Source organism: Aureliella helgolandensis, assembly GCF_007752135.1.
In the GTDB taxonomy this organism is placed as follows: domain Bacteria; phylum Planctomycetota; class Planctomycetia; order Pirellulales; family Pirellulaceae; genus Aureliella; species Aureliella helgolandensis.
Window position 1 is genome coordinate 4406096 of the sequence record NZ_CP036298.1, and the last position, 21667, is coordinate 4427762.

Below are 21667 nucleotides of genomic sequence, written 5' to 3' on the forward strand. Positions count from 1 at the left end.
GGTCGCGTTCTTGAGGGATTGCTAATGTTGAAACAAGAATTCATCGGTGTTGAACAGCGCCCAGCACAGATCTTCGACCCCCACAGCAGGGTCTTCACCTTGGGCACAATGGGTCAGCGCTAGCTGCAATTCGACCTCGTTCGGCTCACGGCAGAGGGCCGCCAAGTACAATTGTCGAATGACTTCTTCCACAGGCAATTCGGCGGCAAGATTCTTGCGAAAGCTATTGTTGCCGTCACGCAATTTCTCATGCATCATCGGACCGTTAAACAACTCTATCGCCATCCCAAGATTCGAGCTGTCCGATCGCTCACAAGCACACACCGTACTCCGCTCCGGCTGACCGAATACTTTGAGAAACTCATTTTTGACCACATCGGGTGCAGGCAATTGAGTGGCGAGCGTGCCACTTGGTAGCTTGCCAAATCCCTGCTGCAATTCGAGCGTTCGATTGATGGCATCCAACAACTGCTCCGCACTTAACAATCTTGGGATCTGGTGGGAAAAGAAGGTTGTATCTTGTTCATTGAAGGAATTTGCATTCGCGCTGGCTTGGTAGGTATTGCTATTGAGGATGACGCGCAACAGATGCTTTCGGTCATAACCACTCTCCACGAAGTCTTCGGCCAGTGCATCCAACAGGGGAGCATTGGATGGTGGATTCGAATCACGGAAATCATCGATCGGATCAACAATTCCGCGAGAAAACAGATGACTCCACAATCGATTGGCTTCAATCCTAGCAAAGTACGGGTTGTGGGGAGCAACCAACCAATCGGCGAAAGCTAAACGTCGGTCAACATTCGGTTTGGCCGGCTGACTGCCCTGCTGCGGCAGCCAAGGTTGCATGACCATCCCAGTTCTGGGTTGCGTAACCTCTCCGGAAAAACTCGTGTAAACAAACATCTCGCCAGGTCGCTCCGTCTTCCGACGTTGGACCTGATTGAAGAAGGCGCCCAGACCGTAATAGTTATCTTGTGTCCAACGTTCAAAAGGATGGTTGTGGCACTTCGCGCATTGCAATCTGGCTCCCAGAAAGATCTGGGAAATGGTCTCTACCGACTCATTCATGTCCGTGGATGTGCGATAGAAGTTGGCTGGCGGATTCTCAAGCGTACTTCCCGATCCGGTAAGCAACTCGGTAGCGAACTGGTCGTAGGGCATGTTACTGCGCAGAGATTCTTCCACCCAACGATGGTATTTATAGACTCCTTCTTCTCCGACCAATTTACTGGTCATGCGAAGCAGATCGCCCCATTTCAGCGCCCAAAACTTTGCGTATTCCTCGCGATCCAATAGAGCATCAATCAGTTCTGCTCTCTTGGTCACGCTAGTGTTGGACAAAAATTGTTCCGTTTCGGATACCGTTGGCAGTACTCCCAAGACATCCAAGTTCACGCGTCTTACAAATTCAGCATCGCTGCAAACCTCCGAGGGCGAGTACTTCAGCTGCTGCAGTTTTGCATGGACCAACTCATCGATGTAGTTCCTCGGCTCAGGCGACGACCACTCAAAATCGGGCACCTCTTCCACCGTCATGATCGGTACCGATTCAATGTGTTCCAGAAAACGGACCAAGATCGCAATTTCGCCCCGCGTGGCGGGAGCAATAAATCCTCGTTCATCGATATTCGCAACGGACGTGTCGGAACTTTCGTAGGCAGCCAATTCGGTAACGTCTCGTTGCGTACCGTCCGCGAAATGAGCTGTGACCGCCAATTGTTGCCCGCCATCACTAACGGGCAGAATTTGCCTACCACTTGGAACCACTTCTAAACGCGTGACGCGCGGAGTTTCCGGCGGATCGGCTTGAGCGCCGGTAGCGATCCAGTCTCGCAAAATCGACAGGGCAGGGTCGTTTTCGTGCAATTGCTTGCCCCCACCATGGGCCACCTTCATTAATGGCTTCAGCAGCAACAGGCTTTGCTCGGCATCGAGAGGATTGGTTCGCCGACCGAAGTCCTCGCGAATCAGGGTCAGTTCATCCAACTTCAGGTCAAAGGCTCGCAACGACAGGCGAAATCCCCCCTTTCCGCTGGGAGAACCATGGCAAGCGCCGGAATTGCATCCCTGCTTGGACAACGCAACTAGGACCTCCGACTCAAAGGCAATAGGACGTGGAGTGTCGAATCCCGAAACCTGAACCTCCACCGTGTGTTGTAGGCTTCCCACGCGGACGGTAATGTGGGTCGTGCCATTCGCATGCGGTTGCACAACTCCGTCAACCACGGTAGCCGTCTCGGGATTTGCCGATTCCAGCCGAGCAAATCGTGTCCAGTCACGCGTGCCCTGCGCGGAATTGCCAACGATCACCAACTGCTGATGATCTCTAGCGTCCTGCAATTCAACTTTGGAAGGATAGACCACCAACGCATCAGGACTGGGTTGCACATGCAACTGAGCAATAGACGATGCGACGGTAAACTCATTGCCTGCATGACTACTCTTAGCCGCGACTGCCAACTCGATCACTTGGCTCACATCAATCTGATCGGATACCTGCAATTCAAAAACCAATTCGCTCTGGTCAGCGGCGATCGTGAGCGACTCCGGCGCCGTAATTCCAGCTGGGAGATTCGGGAAAGTTAGCGTCACAGGTTGCGGATCCTCACCTCGACGCGCAACCTCCGCCCGCAATCGAACCTGTCCTCCAGCCAGCGAGGGTTCCAGTATTTGCAAATCGACCCTGAGCGGATCAAACCAACTGACTGGAAATTCATAGGTCTCCAACCGGCCGCGACCGCCCCATTCTCCGTAGACCATCAATTCAATCTGATCGGGCTCCTCCGTGGCATTCGGGTCGCGATTTAGGGTAGCGGTGTAGGTGTCGTTTTCAGCTGTGGCTGACATGGTCCAGCCCTGCGGCAACGAGCTGCCTAGGAGTTGCACTCCCGCCTTGAACTCCGGCACGGCGCGTTGCAGAGTGAACGTGGCTGCATGAGTTCCAACGGGGCGTGCAAAGCTGAGTTTAGCGGCCGGAGCGAGACTAAAAGCGGACGTGCTCTCGGAGACTTCGCCCAGTGCCAAGGTGCCATTGCTCCACTCGCCTGGAAATAGAACGGCTGGCTCCTTCACGCGGGCGAGCGACCGACTTTCGACCAGCTCTATCTGCGTAGGATCGTCCACTGCCGTTGCCTGCAGTCGCACCAAGGCTACCCCAGCACTCTTCCACTCCTCATCACTACGTAGGTACAGACGCGCCTGCTTGGCACCCGCTGGAACATTGGGATTGAGTAGGCTGAGCCCCGCAACGGGCTCTTGTAGCGCGAACTCAAGTGGGCCTTCATAGCCGTGGCGGGCAATGTTCAGATCGATTGCGCATGCCCCAACTCCTGGTTCCAACAAGTGTTGTTCTAAAGTTGCCGCCTCCGGCTTCAGGGCAACCTGGAACCCCGGGGCCGCCGATGCCTCGATCCAATAGCCGTAAGAGTCTCCACCGCGTTTGAGAAGGTCTTCGACCTCTAGAGTCAACGGGCCATCTGCCGCAACAGCGTGCTGCAGTGTCCACTCATCTTGATCGTTGATCGGTGATTCGACCAACAGTGTACCGGCCGCGTCGTATAAACGCATGCGCAACAGAGTAGGGCAGCCCAAACTTCGCGTTCGTGTAACAATGGAAATCGACTGTCCCTGCTTGCCTGTAAGCAAGTAGCGGTCCACCTCGCGCGGCTGCGACAATCGCCCACTAATACCGATCGGCAATGCCAACTCCACAGCGTTAACAGTTGACACATTCGCATCCGCTGTCTCCGAAACCACGTCGGCAAGTGCAGCCTTGGAGTGAGAGTTTTCCGTTTCCTGCGGAATCTTTCCAACAATCAGCGGTAACCAGGCGGACGATAGTCCTCCCGGCAGTTTCGCACCGATGTTCCGTATAAAAGTCTGACCGTTGGCCGGCGTTTGAAAGACCTGCGGTTCAATCTTCTCATCGTCAAGACTCACGAAGTGAATCGGTGTAGTTTCGCCTGCCCGCACTGCTAGAGGCTCGCAATGGCTGAGCAATGGGAAATCACCGATTCGCAGGTGATAGTCGCTACTACCTGCGGCGTGCCGACTATCAAACACTTCAACCCAGTACACTCCAGCGGAAGCGAACCGATAGCTGAACTTGCAGTCCGGTCCCACGGAATCATCGTCAGCCAGATGGAGGGTCTTTCCAGCCGCATCTAGCAATCGCACGACAGGATCCATGGTGGATTGCAGTTCTTGTGCGTGCACGGCAATGGAGACTCGCGCTCCCTCCGCCACTTGAAACTTGTAGAAATCACTGGTTGAACTATCGCAAACTCCATCCACGGCGCACAAACTCGGGAGGGACTGAGCCGAGGCCTGGGATTGATTTCCCCCACTGTCGACGACCGTGGGCAGGTCATCCATCAACAGAGCTTGTCGTTTCATTACGCCCGACTCCGCGGCAAGCCAAATTCCCCAAGCGCCCAGCGGCACGTCGCTCGGTGCTTCAACTTCCAGGGTTGCTTGCGTGGGATCGATAACTTGCAACCGAAGTTTGACGCCCGGTGCATTGGTCGCTGCTTTCAGAGATTCCCCGAAGTTGGTTCCCGTGAGTCGAAGAATGGTCGTTTCGCCGGGCACGCAGGTCTTGGGTGCAATGGACACCAGAGTCGTTTGAGCGTTCCCGACAGCCGAGAATTGCCACAACAAGGCCAGAACCAGGGGAAAAAGGCGGAGGAACATTGCGTGGCTTGTCCAAAAGACGTTACTTGGCGAAGGAGGCAAACTAGAGACGAACATTAGCCAGCCCTCCCGCTATAGAGTTCCTGTATCAACGCGCCATTCTGCAGTAGATGGGGACGCTCAAGCGGGTCCGCAATGGTCACGTCAGGTGCTACGCCGAGAGCATTGAATATCGTGCTGCAGATGTCTGCGGGAGACCAAGATCGTGTCACGGGAAAGGCCGCTTGTTCGTCAGTTTCCCCGAGGACTTGGCCTCCGAGTACTCCCGCTCCAGCAAACAGTCCAGAGTATGCGTGTGCCCAATGATCTCTTCCAGGAATGGTCTGGCCAGGCAACGTCGAGACTTTGGGCGTGCGTCCAAATTCTCCCATCACAATAACTAACGTTTGTTCCAGCAATCCACTAGCATCCAGGTCATCCATCAGCGCCGCCAATCCTTGGTCCAACTGCGGCAGGAGGGTATTCTTAAGACGTCCCCAGTTGTCCACATGCGTGTCCCAGGTCTGAACAATCCCCATCGTGGCTTGAATGATTGGCACTCCCGCTTCCACCATGCGCCGCGAGAGCAAAAGGGACTGGCCGAACTTGTTGCGTCCGTATCGCTCGCGAGTCTCTTCCGACTCTCGATGAATATCGAAAGCCTGCACCATTTTGCCAGATGTCAGGAGTTTGAACGCGATCTGTTGCTGGTCACGAAGCGTCTGGGTGTCGGCATTCTTGTGTTCGGCGCGTCCGTGGTTCAACTCTTCCAACAGCGACTGGCGAGACTTTAACCGATCGATGTTCATGCCCTCGCGCATGGCTAACGCCTGCATGCGAAAATCAGGAGCGTTGGGATCGCCTTGCACTTGCCAAGGATCGAATTTTGCTCCGAGAAAACCAGCGTGCTGTCCAGGCCAGGTCAACGGTCCCTCAATCAGATAGTTGGGCAGCGAAACTCCCGTCGGAATGCCATCGTGGCGTGGACGAACGAAATCGAGTGCGGCAGCGAAATTGGGAAAATCATTGCGGGTCTCAACGCGATCGAGGTCGGAGCCACCACGCGGCAAAGGCGTGGGGCGTCCGGTGAGTGCCACATGCGTTGCCAACAGATGGTTATGTTCTTGGTGCGCCAGGGTTCGAAGGAGACTCCAACGATCCGCCTGCTGCGCAAATTTCGGCAGATGTTCGCAAACGGCAACGCCAGGAATTTTGGTTCCAATCGGCGAGAACTCCCCGCGCACTTCGGCTGGAGCGTTCGGCTTGGGATCCCACATGTCCAACTGGCTCGGCCCGCCACTGAGCATGACGATCAAAACCGATTTTGCTTGGCCATATCCCGCAGCAGAAGTGCCGGCCGCCTGCAATGGTTTCGCCCCCATCCCGGCCAGAGTGGTTCCAGCCACGCCAGCAGCACCAATTCTCAAAAAGTTGCGACGATTCCATGCATAAAGAGGCGATAGCATTTCAAATCCGTGAAGTAGAGCGACGACTTTGCAGATTCCCGCCTCAGATCGAACTATCTGGGATAAGACGAATCGAGCGTACGCAAAGTACTGGGTAGGAAGGATCGAGCAGGGGAGGGATGGCAGGACGCTCTATTGTGAAGTATTGCAGGGTCGAATGCAACTAAATAGAAGCGCCTCCCGCGAAAATTCAGCTGCCAGCCTTGCTCCGCTCCCAAGGGCCGTGCGCGGTATCGGTAAGTGGAAGCCAAGGCAGCGAATTTAGGGAGATAAAGCGTTAAAGCGCCATGGTAGCGTCGCTGCGGACGCTGCGGACGCTGCATTGACAGACTACGATCGAAGATAGCCTATCGAGTTCGTACAAGACGCGGCCACTTCAGGGCTCTGAAGCAACTCAGGACTGCTCTCGCTCCAATTGACAAGCATTCTCTGGTTTCGTTGTAAGGGACAACGTTGAGGTGCTTGCTTCCTCAGCGACGGTGGTTGCCGCGACATGCAGACGCAGCGTCTCCATCTCCTCTTGCAGGTGTTGCAACTCCAGGGTCTTCTCGGCGTACAAGGCCTCTAACTTCCGCAAGCGAGTTTCGGGTTTGATGCGAAACACTCGATGAACGACTTCCAAAATCAACAGCGCTCGAACGGCTCGCATGGCAACGCCGCGCACTCGATAAACTCGCACCACGCGCGTTAGCTGCTGTAGCTTTCCAATTTTGGCTAACTTGGTTGCGCGCAAGATCCGCAGCGTCCGCAAAAACGAAATCAGTGGCAGCAAGATAATGAGTAGATCGAGCCAGTGCCGCTTGCAGTACTGAAACTTTTTGTTCGTTACAGATACCATCACGATGAACTCCGTAGCGAACGCAAACCAAATCAATCCCGTTCCAATATGCAGCAGCGCACGGAGGTTAGGGTGCTCTACGATGTGATCCTTGTACAAGAACTGCACACCGAGGACCGGAAGAATCAGCAGTGCGATCCACACCATAGGAATACTAAACACCTTCTCCAGATGTCGTTGCAAACGCCAATCGACGACTTGCCAACCTAGACGTGGTAACCAAATTTTGTCGCGGGCATCACGGTGGCGAGCGCACATGCGAAGTGGCGGAACAAAACAACTCAACCACCAATTGGAGTGACGCTGGCTCATCGACTCTCCTGCGTCCAATTTCAGATAGTTCAGGCCTTGCTCCAGCAGGAAAATTGGCCAGAGTGCCAAGAGAACCAATCCGCAATAGCGTCCCCAATGATAGGCAGACGTGAGGTACGCAACCTCACGCTCGAAAACCTCCGTATCCAACAGTGGAGTGGCTTCAGTCGTTCCGAGCTCTGCCCCCACGACGTCAACACCGATTTCCGTTAGCTCGTGTTCCAAAACTCGGGGTACATCGATCCACAGAACCATGATGCACGCCACCAGCGCCAGGAATAGCACGGAGAGGTAGAACATAAAGGGATGCGACCAATGGGCAATATCGGTAGCTTGTGGACTCGGAGCTTCCGTCGCTTGGATGTTCGTTGAATCTGACAATTGTCTGACTTGGATTGGTGGCTTGGATGGCTGTTGCTAAGTGCACTGCGTGGCACGAATGGGGCGGACAACGCGGGCCGCGCTGTCAGTCGGGCAAGGCGATGCACCTCGCCAGTTCTCATGGGAACAGTCGTCGAAGTACGCTCGACAGGTACAACTGATCAGGAACAGTATACCCGAGTTAGCAGGGGCAGCAGGCGAAGTGCCATGCCCTTCACTGCAACGCCAGCGAACCAGATTCGAAATCTGCAACGCACTTTGCGGGCACTACCTTGGAGTGCCCATGTTGGAGCAACAATGACCGCTTAAGTCAAGCGTTCCTCACACAGCACTCCAACTCTGACATGCGTTAGACAGGCTCCCGCCTCAAGATTGCTGCAGGCAGCTCTCGACCCTACTCGCCCTGCCCAACAATCATCAATACCAATTTGGCTAGGGCCGTACCTGCATTTCAACTTCAGCATCGCGGGTCCGGCCCTTCCTTGCTGGCCCTTCCTCTCTGCGGCGCGGTCACTGCGACGCGGTCACTGCGACGCGGTTATTTCGGAGTCGTTCCGCCAGGATCGTAGCAATGGCGAGCCGCGCCAAGCGGAGTGAGTTCACGCGAGGAGGACATGCTTCGCGTGTGTGATCTTTTGTTCAGCTTGGACAGCTCAGCGTGGATAGAGCCCGCCCGCACTCTCTCAATGTTGCAGAACCCGCTATCCCAGCAGCCCATGCATGGACTCGCCGGCCGTTTGACGCTACCTCCGCTCATTGCCATCGTCGCCCCACCGGCGCTTGCCACGGGCACCTCTCCCACCCGCTCAATTATCTGCGCAGGCGTGTACCGCACCGGGCACTCGCCAATGCTTCGCGAACAGACCATTCAGAGTGCCCACCCCCCGAGGGACACCCATTGCTGCCTCGTGTAACGGTCAGGGGGTTCTAGCAGCTTAGCGACTATTTGACGAAAAATCGCGGGCTGGCCCAGGCTTCACCCTTAAGGGCGGTGTAGGTTTGGACGGTCGATTCTCCATCGGATGCTGCGCGGCGACCTAAGGGGAGGCTGACCTCAGGAGCGTACCATTCTGTAGTATTCGCTCGGAACAGTCCAAATTTTGCGCCTCAGAACGCCGTTTGATAGGCCATTCAACCTATCAGCAGAAAAAGCCCACTGCCGCACTGATGCGTTTTTGGAGAAAGTGGATGGAGTTATTTACCAATTTGATCGCGAGTCCTGTCCTACCTGCAACGGTGTTACTGGGCCTCATGGTTGCCTGGAGTTTCATGGCAATGCTAGGCGCCGTTGATCTAGATGTCGGCGGTCCGGACGTCGATATCGGTCAAGATCTGGATCTCAGTGTCGGCAGCCATGCCACCGAGGGAATGGCTTTGTTGGCTCTGAAGTGGTTGAACATCAAAAATGTGCCACTCGTCGTCTGGCTTGGCGTCTTCTCCGTGATTTGGTGGTTTATCTCGATATCACTCTGGTCCGCGATCGATTCGCGGATTTTTACGGATCCCGGCTGGTTTTGGTCAACCTTACTTATCCTGAAGAACCTCGCTATCTCGCTGCCTCTCGCCAAATTGGCCACGACTCCCATGAAACCTTGGTTTGTTGTGGAGAAGATTGGTGCCACGCACCTCATCGGACAAGAGTGCCAGATCAGTTCCCTGGAAGCTACGCCTGAATTCGGGCAAGTCCGCTTTCGCACCGAAGGCGCTCCGCTGTTGCTTAATGTTCGCACTGATGGCCAGCACTTGGCCAAGGGAACGAAGGTGTGGATTACACACTACGATGCACAACACCGCGTGTACATCGTTTCGCCGACAACTACCGAATCGCTCCCTCCCTAGCCTTTCAAGCGAAGCGATCTGCGGCAGCAACCCTGCATGCACCGTTTCGACAGTCGCATGACCATTGATTCTTCCCTCAAATTGCCAAACTAATCGATCACTCCCTTCACGGAACCAAACGTACCATGAACCTTTCTTTACTACCGCCGTTGGCGCAATCTGAGACGATCGTTTACGCAGTCATTGCTCTGGTTGTCCTGCTAATCCTGGTCATTGGCATCCTTGCTTTGATCTCCCGCTTCTACAAAAAAGTGGGACCCGATGAAGCCATTGTCAGGACCGGCTGGGGCGGAATGCAGGTCGTGACAGCCAACGGGATCTTTGTGATGCCCGTCGTGCATCACAGCGAAAAGATGGACCTCACCCTCAAGAGTTTCGAAATTGCTCGAGAGGGCGCCGAAGGACTCATTTGCAAAGACAACATCCGAGCTGACATTCGTGTTGCCTTCTTCATTCGTATCGACAAAACGCAAGAAGAGATGTGCGAAGTGGCACAGTCCATCGGCTGCAAACGAGCTAGCCAACTGGAGACTCTGCGTGAACTGTTTGATTCCAAATTCTCGGAGGCTCTCAAAACGGTCGGCAAGCAATTTGAGTTTGTGGAGCTGTATGACAAGCGAGAACAGTTCAAGGGTGAAATCCTGAAGGTCATTGGAACGGATCTTAACGGCTATCGCCTGGATGATGCGGCCATCGACTACTTGGAACAGACGCGTCTCGAGTTGCTCAACCCGAACAACATTCTCGATGCGGAAGGCATCAAGAAAATCACGGAGTTGACCGCCACTGAGAAAGTGCAAGAGAACCACTTCACTCGCGAGCGGGAAAAGACACTGAAGAAGCAAGACGTCGAAGCCCAGGAAGCGATCCTAGAGCTTGAGCGCCAACGAGTTGAAGCGACTGAAAAGCAAAAGCGTGAGATTGCTGAAATCACCGCCAAGGAAGAGGCGTCCGCCAAAAAGGTTCAAGAAGAGAATCGCTTGCAATCGGAACGAGCACGTATTGCAACCGACGAAGAATTAGGAGTTGCCGAGGAGAATAAGTTGCGACAAATCTTGGTTGCGCAGCGCAATAAAGAGCGCACCGATGCGGTGGAGCTTGAACGCGTGAATCGCGATCGAGAACTCGAATCGACAGAGCGTCTACGCTTGGTAGGCGTGGCCGAAGTCGAAAAAGAGAAGGCCATCGAGACCGAACGCCGCAACATCCAAGAAGTGATCCGCGAAAGAGTCGCAGTCGAGCGTGCCGTCGTGGAAGAGCAGGAGCGGATCAAGGATACGGAAGAGTTTGCCGCTGCAGATCGAAAGAAAAAGGTCGAGGTGACCGCTGCGGAAATGGCCGCGGAGCAAGCGATGGTCCGAGAGGTTAAGGCAGCAGAGTCGAAACGCAACTCCGCACAATTGCTGGCCGAGCAAGTCCGCATCGAAGCCGAAGCATCGCGTGATCAGGCGGAGAAGCGGAGTGCAGCTACCAAGATGCTGGCCGAAGCGGCTACCGCAGACCATTCCTCCAAGGGCTTGGCCGACGCACTGGTCTTAGAAGCCAGCGCTGCAGCTACCGAAAAGCAAGGCATGGCAGAAGCCCGTGTAATGAAGGAAAAGTATACCAGTGAAGCTCAGGGAATCTCTGAGAAGGCCGCTGCGATGAAGGAACTCGACGGCGTCGGCAAGGAGCACGAAGAATTCAAACTACGCCTCGAAAAGGACAAGCAGATCGAGATCGCTGCAATCGATGCGCAAAAATCGATCGCTGGCGAACAAGCTCTGGTCCTGGGTGAAGCCCTCAAGTCGGCCAAGATCGATATCGTCGGTGGAGACGGCGAATTCTTCGACCAAATCTCCTCCGCGGTTAAAGGTGGTAAGTCCATCGACCGCTTCATCCTCAATTCCCAAGTTGCGACCGACATCAAGAATACGTTCTTCAAGGGGGATCCTGAGCATTTCAAACAGAACTTGGCTGGATTGGTCAGTCAATTCAATCTGAGCTCCGGAGAAATTAAGGACCTGAGTGTCGCCGCCCTCGTGGCACAGCTTCTGTCCGCCGGTGCGAGCGACAGCATGCGATCCCAACTGGTAAACCTCCTGGGCATGGCTGGCAGCTTGAATCTGGCAGATAAAACTGTCGGCAGCCTAGTCGTCAGCGGCTCGGCCAAGTCCACCACCAAGACCAAGTCCTAGGTCCGCAGATCGACCCCGGCGGGCGGCCGCATGTCGGCCGCGGCCGGTGCCTGCCCCAAGGGCGTGGGGTTGCCATTTTCCCGCCCAAGTGGAACAGTGACTAATCGACAAGCCGACCTGCGACTTGTCGGCATCCTAGCCGCCCGCTGTGCCAGATGATCGATAACGCGTTGGCTCGCCGGCTGGTTTGATTCATTGCATTTGTAACCCTAGCGAAGAAAACGCAATCCAACTCGTACTGCAGCAGCAAGCTCTCCCGCTTTGCTATCGCAGCGACGTACTGAGACAGCACCCGGTAACGCAGCGGGTGACGAGTTACCTCGTCTCGCTCCCCCACTCCACCTTCGCCTTACGCACTTAAGCTTGCCATGACAGAATCGCTCGGAAGTGGAACCTACGACGTATTGCGAAATCGTCTTCGCGAGGCGGCCAACGAATTGCGTGAGCGTTTCGAACAGCTCAATGCAGCCCGTTCAGACGTCTTTGGAAACATCGAAACGAAGCTTTGTAGCACAGCGCATGTATCGACTGATCACAATTGCGTTCCCCGCGACTTGCTATCCATCGGTGATTGCTTGCTGCTGGCCTACAATGTGCAATTTGGCCTCAAGACCGAGATTGACTGCACGGATGTGTTCAGCTTCTATCGATTTGACGGCGAGATCGCCCATTCGCTACCTCTATCCAACCTGTTCGACGAACGCTTCCAACGCGATTTCAAAGAGCTCTATCGCTACTACAAGAACACCACCTTTGCGCGATTCTTCACTGCCGGGCCCTTCGTTTACTTCGTATTCCAGGTTGGTAAGTCGGTCAGCGACGTCAAGGCCTTTAAATGGGCCGTCGAGGGAGACGAGCTACGGTATGTCGATAATCGCGGTGACCAAGATGTCCGCCTCCCCGAACAACACGGTTTCCGATGGTTGCGGGCGACGCGCGATCAACACCGCAGCGGAGTGCATCCCCACGTTTCGATCGAAGACTTAGTCTTTGTCGAGTGTGTAGGCGGTGACCTAACGATCAAAGTGGAAGACAATACGGAAGACGGCAGTGGCATCTATGCCGAGCCAGTCGACAATCCCGACCAAACGCTCGACGACGCGGAAGTCTACTACTCTATCCTAGGCAACCTAGTGTTGCTCAAGATGCGTCCGTACCAGGAAAAAGATTTTCGCTACTTTGTATTCAGCGTCAAACGGCAAGCCGTACAGCGCCTGGATGCGATCGCTCAAGCCTGTGTACTGTTGCCCGACGATCATGGGATCATCTTCCCAGGTGGCGTATTCCTGCAAACCGGTTCCTGCAAGTTATTCGATCATGGCCTCGACGGCCTTGCCTACGAGCGGACCATCGCTGCACAAAACGGCGAGGATTATCTCTATCTGTTCACCGATCTAAAAACGGGAACCTATTTACACTTACGATACAACCTCATTCGCCAAGAAGTCGACACTCCGCTGGTCTGTCACGGGCAAACCCTGTTTGACGACGGCCGCATGGTAACCTTTCGTGGTGACGAGAACCCACAAAAGCACCACGCCCTGCAACTATGGCAAACCCCCTACGTCGGCGCCAATTTTAAAGCGGAAATGGCGACCGATTCAATGCTCTACAAAATCGGCAATCGCGAGTTGGTGCGGGGGATGGCGGAATGCCAAGAACTGCTGCAGTTGATCGATAAAGACGATTCGTACGCGGAATTGTATTCCGACCTCACCAAGCGCTCTACCGACGTCATCGACAGCTACTTTTGGTTGGATCGAGAAGAAACGTTCCGGTTCGCCGAACCGATCGCCAAGATCCGAGATGCAGCCTCGGCTGCGGTCGAGGAATTTGATAAGGTCGTACGCGTCCGTCGCGAAACGGAACAACAACTCCGAGATTCTGCACAAGCCACCCAGCAGCTGTTAGCGGCCATCCAACGTTCTTCCTTTGATTCCGTCACAGCGTTCGTCGAGAAATTGGCTGCCATCCGGACACAACGGGGCCATGCAATCGGCTTGCGAGAATTGCGGTTTATCGACCTTCCAGCGGTCGAGGAGCTCGAGACTCAGCTTAGCGAGGCAGCCACACGCCTGGGACTGCGTTGCGTTCAGTTCCTGTTGACCCCGTCAGCACTCGATCCCTATCGCAAGCGCATCGTCCAGTGTGAAGGAGAAATCCCCGAGGTCCATTCCGCCAGCGAAGGGCGTCAACTGCAAGAACAACTCCTGCAGATTAGTAGCGATCTCGAGCTGCTGATTGAGACCGTATCCCAGCTGAAAATTGAAGATCTGACGCAACGCACCGCCATCACCGATGAGACGGGAAATCTGCTTGCAGATCTCAACCGCATACGCTCCGCCCTAAAATCACGAGTTCGCGAGCTGCTGTCGGGCGAGATGGAGGCAGATTTCGCATCCCAGACCAAGCTGCTTGACCAAGCGGCCGCAGGGGCACTGGAAAACGCCGACACGCCAGATAAAGTCGATGAGTCGTTAACCCGCACCATGCTCCAGCTCGAGGAATTGGAAGGTCGTTTTGCGGAGTTTGATGAGCTGCTCATGAGATTGACCGAAAAACGTCAATCGCTCTACGAGGCGTTCGAAGCGCGCCGTCAACAATTGGTCGAAGCTCGTTCAAGACGCGCCGAGGGAATTGTCTCGGCCGCAAATCGCATCCTTCAAGGTATTTCGTCGCGCGCTCAGCGAATGAAAGATGCCGATGCGCTTCGCTCCTATTTCGCTTCGGATCCCATGGTCGATAAAGTTCGACAACTTGCCAATCAGCTCCAAGAATTGGGCGATTCGGTGCGCATGGAGGACGTTCTTACTCGGTTGAAGACGGTATCGGACGATGCGCTACGGCAACTGCGAGATCGCCAAGATCTGTTTACCGGCGATGACGGGCAGATCAAGCTGGGCAGGCACTTCTTCAGTATCAACAGTCAAGCAACTGAGCTGACAACCGTAGTGCGTGATGGTTTGCTTCAGCTACACCTGACCGGGACACAATTTTATCAACCGTTGCGGGACGAAGTTCTCAATAGCTCTCGAGATCTATGGCAACAACTGTTGCCCAGCGAAAACGATGCAGTCTATCGCGGAGAATTCCTAGCCGCCAGTCTATTCGATTCTGCGCAAAGTGATCAGTACGCCTATTTGCAGTTGAAAGAAAAGGAGCAGATCGATTGGGTTCGGAGCCAGATGCAATCCCGACATGCCGAGGGGTATTCTCGCGGCGTCCACGATCAAGATGCGACGAAGATTCTCACGGCCTTACTCAATCTGGACCGACAATTGGGGCTGCTGCGAACCGCCCCAGCGATCCGAGCGACCGCTTGGTATGTCTGGCAATACCTCGTTCCGAACGAGGAACGCGAACAGGTCCAACAATGGATCAGCGGTTTCGACACTATCTCAACGATTCTTCCAGAGGCTCAGGCTAGCGGCAACTATGTTGCGCGACTATCCTTCCTGCTGGAGGCACACGGTGCAGGAATCCTGTTCGACGCAGCGGCAGACGACACAGCGGGTCCTTCCCTGAAAACTTCCACAATCCCGTCCAGCGTCCAGTCCAACGCGGTGGCGATACGCAGTCGCGTGTGTACTGCCGCACATTTTTTGATGGCACAATTGCGAGAGCAGGAAAGCGGGTTTGTCGCTTCGCCCCGTAGCCTCCAGGCCTTCACCCATCTCAAAGAGCATCTACCTTCTCGCGAAAGACAACGACTAAACGAGGCGTTGTCTCACAATCGGAACTATCCTAGCGCAGCCTGGACCTTGGCCATGGACGCGGTATCTGGATTCCTCCGCAGGAATGCACAGAACTCCTCCCTGGAGCTCGATCCCCTGGAAAACTACCAGCACGAGATCGCTCTTCTGTTGTTGATCGATGATAAGCAGGTTGCGGCGGGCCCCAAGGTGGAAATCGCGACGCGCGTGGGTTCGCTCGTAGGCGACCACCCACGGCTGAAACAGGGAGAACTGGGCCTACACTACCACGAATTCCGCACCAGGCTGGAGGCCTATCGCTCCGGCGTGCTTCCGCGTTTCTACGCACTTCGCGATACGAAACATCAGCTGTTGGTGGACGCTGAAAGAAGGTTGCGCACCTCTGAATTCAAACCAAGAGTGCTCACCAGTTTCGTGCGGAACAAGTTGATCGATGATGTCTATTTGCCGCTTATCGGCGACAACCTTGCAAAGCAAATGGGGGCCTCTGGCGAAGCCAAACGAACCGACCGAATGGGACTCTTGCTGCTAATCAGTCCACCGGGCTACGGCAAGACGACCCTTATGGAATACGTCGCCAACCGCTTGGGTTTAGTATTTGTGAAGGTCAATGGTCCCGCGTTGGGGCACAACGTAACTTCGCTAGATCCGGCAGAAGCTCCCAATGTGTCTGCCCGAGAGGAAGTGGAACGCATCAATCTGGCCCTTGAGATGGGCGACAATGTCATGCTGTATCTGGATGACATCCAGCACTGCAATCCCGAATTGCTGCAGAAATTCATTCCATTGTGCGACGCGACTCGCCGCATCGAGGGCGTCTGGCAGGGTGAAGCCAAAACGTATGACTTGCGTGGCCGAAAAGTGGTCGTTGTCATGGCAGGAAATCCCTATACCGAAAGCGGCGATCGCTTTCAGATTCCAGACATGCTCTCCAATCGCGCCGACGTCTACAACCTTGGTGAAATCATTGGCGATTCCCGCGAAGCCTTTGAATTGAGCTACATCGAAAACTGCTTGACGAGCAACACCGTGCTTCAGTCACTTGCCAAGGCGAGCAGTCGAGATCAAAGAGCAGTGATTCAAGCAGCGAGCCGTGGTACGAGTGAAGGTTTGGAATTGGAATCCAATATGCCTCCCGATCAGTTGTCCGATGCCATCTCGGTGATTGCCAAGCTTCTGCGTGTGCGCGATGTAATTCTACGCGTCAACCGCGCGTACATTCGCAGCGCTGGCCAAGTCGACGCCTATCGCACCGAGCCCTCTTTCAAGCTGCAGGGCAGCTACCGAAATATGAATCGGATTGCAGAGCGGGTGGTCTCAGTCATGAATGAGTCCGAGCTCGAAACCCTGATCATGGCGAACTATGAGCAAGACGCGCAGACGCTGACGCGAGATGGTGAATCCAATCTGCTCAAGTTCAAGGAGTTGCTGGGGAGCATGACGCCTGCGGAGGCCGATCGCTGGGAGCAAATTAAGTACGCCTTCGTCGAGAGTGTGCGAATGCAAGGGATCGAAGGCGAGGACAGCACGGCACAGGTCCTGCGTTCCCTGGTAGGTCTCAAAGATGGACTGGAGTCCATTCGACGCACGCTCGCCCAAGCCCTTGCTAGCAGCCACGACGACCAACATCGCACCGCGATGCAAGAGGGTATCGCGCATCTTTCCGCCAGCCTGACCAGCATCGGGGGGCAGCTCAGCGACTCGATTTCCGCCAGCACAACGCGTCTGGAAAAATCCGGCAGCCAACTGCCGGACCAGAAAGTCTTGGTTCAACATTCGGTTCCACGCGTGATGACCGATCTGGTCCGTAGTCAATTTCAGCTTCTCTACGATGGACTGCGGCCGGTCCTAGAGTCCTCAGCGATGAGCGGAAAACAGCTTGAGGCCCTGCGAACCTCCATCGACAACTGCCTGCAACAATACCGCGATCTCCAGCGTGAAATAGAATCCTCACACGACAAAGACTCGGAGTAACGCCAACCATCCGGTGTCTGCTCAACTCCGGTAGATGCAAACGACCACCGTTTTCCATTCGCACTGGCCCCTTGCAGGGCGCTGGCGGCGCTGCACCGGTGGAACTCACAGCGCAAGTGGCTAGTCAATCCACCTGCATTTTCGGTTCGAATGCATCCAATGCATTCTGAATTCAAGCAGCAGATTTCCCAGCCGTACTCTGGTAAGTGCTTATCCTATCACCAAGCCACAGAGCGGAACTGAGCAACCGGAACTTCCTGATGCATTGTCGCGGAAGCATCTTCTCAGGAGCGCTGGAATGGTGACCAATTAGTTCAAACGCTCTCTGTCTAGCTTCCCGTGTTGGGGACGCCTGGCATCTGGGTCTTGCGCGCCGAGCCCGTTTCGATAGCGGTTCGGGAAACTGCTTCGGCCACGGCCAGCGCCACGCGTCGATCAAACACACTTGGAATGATGTAGTCTGGCAAGAGGTCGTTTTCAGGGATTGTCTCTGCGATCGCCCTGGCTGCCGCTAGCTTCATCTCTAGATTTACCTCGCGCGCTCGGACATCGAGTAGTCCGCGAAACAATCCGGGAAAGCACAAGACATTATTGATCTGATTGGGGAAGTCAGAACGCCCAGTCGCCATGATTTTCACGTGAGGTGCCGCTAATTCGGGACGTATCTCGGGGTCGGGATTCGCTAATGCAAACACGATTGCATCCCGTGCCATCAGCTGCACGTCTTCCACCGTCAGTACGTTTTTGGCAGAGACGCCCACAAACACATCAGCGTCCTGCATGACGTCGGCGAGCTTTCCGCTCTCTTGGGACGGGTTGGTATTCTCCGCTAACCAGACCTTCAATGGATTGAGCTCGGCTCGTTTTTGATTGATTGCGCCGGTGCTATCGCAAACGACTAGGTTGGTCGCTCCGACCGCGTGCATCAATTTGGCAATGGCCACGCCCGCTGCGCCAGCCCCGTTGATCACAACTTTGAGCTCCTCCATCTTTTTTTGGACGATCTTCAACGCGTTGGTCAAAGCAGCAAGCACCACGATGGCCGTACCATGTTGGTCATCATGAAATACCGGTATCTCCAACTCCGCTTCCAAACGTTCCTCGATTTCCACACAGCGCGGTGCCGAAATATCCTCGAGGTTGATTCCACCAAAAGTCGGTGCTAGATAGCGGCAAGTAGCAATGATGGCTTCGGTGTCCTGAGTGTCCAAACAGATCGGAAACGCATCAACCCCGGCAAACTCTTTGAACAACACCGCTTTGCCCTCCATGACTGGCATTGCCGCTTTGGGGCCCAAATTCCCCAATCCGAGGATAGCCGATCCGTCGCTAATGACCGCGACCATGTTGCGTTTGATGGTGAGCGTGAAAGCAGATTCCGGGTCTTGGTGAATCGCTTCACAAACGCGAGCGACTCCCGGCGTGTAAGCCATGGAGAGGTCATCCCGCGTCTTGATCGGAAACCGCGGCGCAATCTCCAATTTGCCACCTAAGTGCATCAGGAAGACGCGATCCGACACATGGACGACTTCCAAGTCCGGCATTTGACGCAGCGATTCGGCAATCTGTTGCCCATGCTCTACCGTGCTCGCGCTAACGGTGATGTCGCGCGTGATCTTTCCATCGCGTGAATCCACCACATCAATGGCACCGATCAAACCATCCGCCTCTCCAATTCGAGAGGTCAGCTTTCCCAGGAAGCCTGGTGCATCTGGGTAACGCAAACGGATGGACAGACTGTATCCGGGACTGTGGTGACTCATGAATTATCCTAAGAGATTGAATTGATTGATGGGCCCATCGAATGCTTCCATAGCCTGCCGGTAGTTTTTCGACGACTCTCACGGGGGGCATTCTATGCCCACGTATTAGTTCGCCAGCGTCTGCCTGTCGGATAGGGTGGATTCAACATGCATCGAAGATGCACATGAGCCCAATCGCGTTAGTCCCAAATATAGCGAACTCCGTAATAAATTTTAGCCCTCTACTGCGTTCGGTTGGCCGGCCTGGAGTTGCAGGCGTCACGCCATCGCGGTTTCCCCACAGAGCGTCTGCCCCGAAATATCGAACCTTCCGACAAATAGCAACGAAAATTTTGGGCCCATTGGTTGGCTCAGTTGCCAAGTGTCGCAATCCGCACAGTCGTTACCCCTGATGCATTAGCCGAGAGACTGAAAGGAATTCAAAACATTGCAGGCAAGCTCGTTTTCCTACAAGAACGGCTGTGACCTAAGTTTCGTGCGTTACCTGTGTCCTAGCCAGCAACTAGCTTCTCCATTCAACATTGCACCGCTATTTCATGTCCATTTCCCAAACCTCAAGCAGCAGTTTTGCCACGCCTGCTCTTGCGCTGCCCCAGGTAGCCCCCCAGCAAAATCCCGCCGAACGAGTCTGCCGCGTACTGCATATCATCAACGGCGAGCACTTCTCTGGCGCAGAGCGGGTTCAACAACTGTTAGGAAAACGCCTGGGACAATTTGGCGTAGAATCTCATTTTGCTTGCATTAAGCCGGGCAAATTCAGCGAGCACTGCCAACTAAGAAGAAACCAAGTTAGCGATTTCCCCATGCGCGGCCGTTGGGATATGCAAGTGGTGAAAGATCTATCTGCCAAAGTGGAACAGGAACAGTTCGATCTTCTGCACGCGCACACACCTCGCTCCGCGATGATTGCCGCACTCGTCGCCCGCCAGACCCAGCTGCCCTGGATCTACCACGTGCATAGTCCAACCTCCCGCGACAGCCTGAGAGGGATTATCAACCGAGTCAACTACTGGCTGGAACGATATGCCATTCGATCGTGCTCACAACTCATTACCGTTAGCAAGAGTCTACGACGCGAGATGCTCAAGTGTGGTGTGCCGCGGCAACGCTTGACGGTTGTGCCCAATGGCGTACCGGCCATCGAGCCCATCGTGCCATCTCAGCGATTGCAGTCGAAGAGTTGGAAAATTGGCCTGATTGCACTCATGAGACCGCGTAAAGGAATTGAGGTCGCGTTGGATGCCATCCACCGCCTTAAGGCTAAACGACTTCCCATTCAGCTCGAATTGATCGGCGGCTTTGAAACCTCTGCCTATGAATCCGAAATCCTCAACAAGATCGAAGCGTTGGAGCTCTCTGAGCACGTTCGCTGGACCGGTTTCACCAATGACATCCCCACAGCGATTCGTGGCCTAGACGCGCTGCTGCTGCCCAGCCTGTTTGGCGAAGGGATGCCAATGGTCGTGCTGGAAGCTTTAGCTGCCGGCGTTCCGGTTGTGGCCACGCGTGTCGAGGGAACGCCCGAGGTCATTCGCGATGGCGTGGAGGGATTTCTCGGCGAGCCTCGCGATGCCGTCAGTATCGGCAATAAGCTTGAGCAACTAGTTAGTGATCGCAATCGCTGGGCAACCATGAGTCAGCAGGCTTTGGCACGCCATCGCCAATGCTTTAGCGATGAGAACATGGCGCGCCGAGTAGCGCGGGTGTATCGCAAGGTGCTGGCTCAATCCAAACCACCAAGCTAAAGTCTCAGCCTCCTCCGAATTGCCGGACGCCGTGGGGCTAGCCTACTTGATGACTCGCTTCAGCTCGCGATCAATCAGCTTTGCCCAAAGTTGATAGCCGTCGCGATTCAAGTGCAAGTGATCCTCTCGGAACAACGCGTCATTGGGAACACCTTGATCCGTTAGGAATTCCGAACTCGTGCGTATCACATGCAAATTTTTCTTTTGCTTTGAATAGTCAGCGATTTTCGAATTGGCTTCTTGAATCCGATCCCAGGCATGGAACCGCGAAGAAGTCGGCGTGATTTCAACAAAGAAGATTGGCTGATGGGGATGGGTCTTGCGAACCGTACTGACGATAAAGTCGTAGAGTTTCACGACTTCCTCAGCTGATTTGTCGTCTTCCTTGCCAACGATATCATTGGCGACAAAGATTACCAAGCCATCAAACTTGTGCGGGGAAACGAGACGCTCGGTGAACACCGCGAGGTCCGAGATTTTAGCGCCCCCATAGCCACGACGAATGGTTGGCCAGGGTGCCAAATCTTCGGCCATGTCTTCCCACAGGCGAATGCTTGAGCTACCGATAAACAAAATCGCGTGCTCCGGATCCACTTCGGTCTGATCGAGCGCTTCCAACTTCTGGATATCATCTTCCCACCGCTCCTCGGCCGCCTGCCGATAGGGTGCCAGCACTGCCTCCTGGCTGGCTACCTCCGTCGACGCCTGCCCCGCGTCAGTGTTCGCTGTGGGGGGGACAAAACACAGTAGCGCAATCAATCCAATGAATGACATCCTTCGCGATC

The 21667-nt window shown here is 54.8% G+C and carries 9 protein-coding genes; 4 read left to right on the plus strand and 5 right to left on the minus strand.

The window, feature by feature from the left end; genetic code table 11:
* Positions 1–21: 21 nt before the first annotated feature.
* From Q31a_RS15595 to Q31a_RS15605, 3 genes are all read right to left on the minus strand, one after another.
* Positions 22–4695: a DUF1549 domain-containing protein gene (locus Q31a_RS15595; RefSeq protein ID WP_197355310.1), complete on the minus strand. Its 4674-nt coding sequence runs from the start codon at positions 4693–4695 to the stop codon at positions 22–24.
* A 56-nt stretch (positions 4696–4751) separates the two neighbouring features.
* Positions 4752–6140: a DUF1501 domain-containing protein gene (locus Q31a_RS15600; protein WP_145079676.1), complete on the minus strand. Its 1389-nt coding sequence runs from the start codon at positions 6138–6140 to the stop codon at positions 4752–4754.
* A 394-nt stretch (positions 6141–6534) separates the two neighbouring features.
* Positions 6535–7671, minus strand: coding sequence for a potassium channel protein (locus Q31a_RS15605; protein ID WP_145079679.1), 1137 nt, complete (start codon positions 7669–7671; stop codon positions 6535–6537).
* Positions 7672–8859: 1188 nt separating this feature from the next.
* On the opposite strand from Q31a_RS15605, the gene Q31a_RS15610 reads away from it, so the two are divergent.
* The 3 genes from Q31a_RS15610 to Q31a_RS15620 all read left to right on the plus strand — a co-directional run bounded on the left by Q31a_RS15610 (position 8860) and on the right by Q31a_RS15620 (position 17374).
* Entirely contained in the window at positions 8860–9510 is a 651-nt protein-coding gene (locus Q31a_RS15610; protein WP_145079682.1) for an OB-fold-containig protein, read from the plus strand.
* Positions 9511–9635: 125 nt separating this feature from the next.
* Positions 9636–11687, plus strand: a complete 2052-nt coding sequence (locus tag Q31a_RS15615) for a flotillin family protein (protein WP_145079685.1) — start codon at positions 9636–9638, stop codon at positions 11685–11687.
* 368 nt (positions 11688–12055) lie between these two features.
* Positions 12056–17374 (plus strand): DNA repair ATPase, encoded by a 5319-nt coding sequence (locus Q31a_RS15620; protein ID WP_145079687.1) that lies wholly within the window; start codon positions 12056–12058, stop codon positions 17372–17374.
* A 329-nt stretch (positions 17375–17703) separates the two neighbouring features.
* Here the strand turns inward: Q31a_RS15620 and Q31a_RS15625 are convergent, their stop codons facing one another.
* On the minus strand, positions 17704–19137 hold the full coding sequence (locus Q31a_RS15625; RefSeq protein WP_145079690.1) for an NAD-dependent malic enzyme: 1434 nt from the start codon (positions 19135–19137) through the stop codon (positions 17704–17706).
* A gap of 536 nt (positions 19138–19673) precedes the next feature.
* Here Q31a_RS15625 and Q31a_RS15630 point away from each other — a divergent pair.
* Positions 19674–20882: a glycosyltransferase gene (locus tag Q31a_RS15630; protein WP_145079693.1), complete on the plus strand. Its 1209-nt coding sequence runs from the start codon at positions 19674–19676 to the stop codon at positions 20880–20882.
* Positions 20883–20924: 42 nt separating this feature from the next.
* Here Q31a_RS15630 and Q31a_RS15635 read toward each other — a convergent pair whose 3' ends face one another.
* Positions 20925–21656 (minus strand): GDSL-type esterase/lipase family protein, encoded by a 732-nt coding sequence (locus Q31a_RS15635; protein WP_145079696.1) that lies wholly within the window; start codon positions 21654–21656, stop codon positions 20925–20927.
* Between the last annotated feature and the right edge of the window lie 11 nt (positions 21657–21667).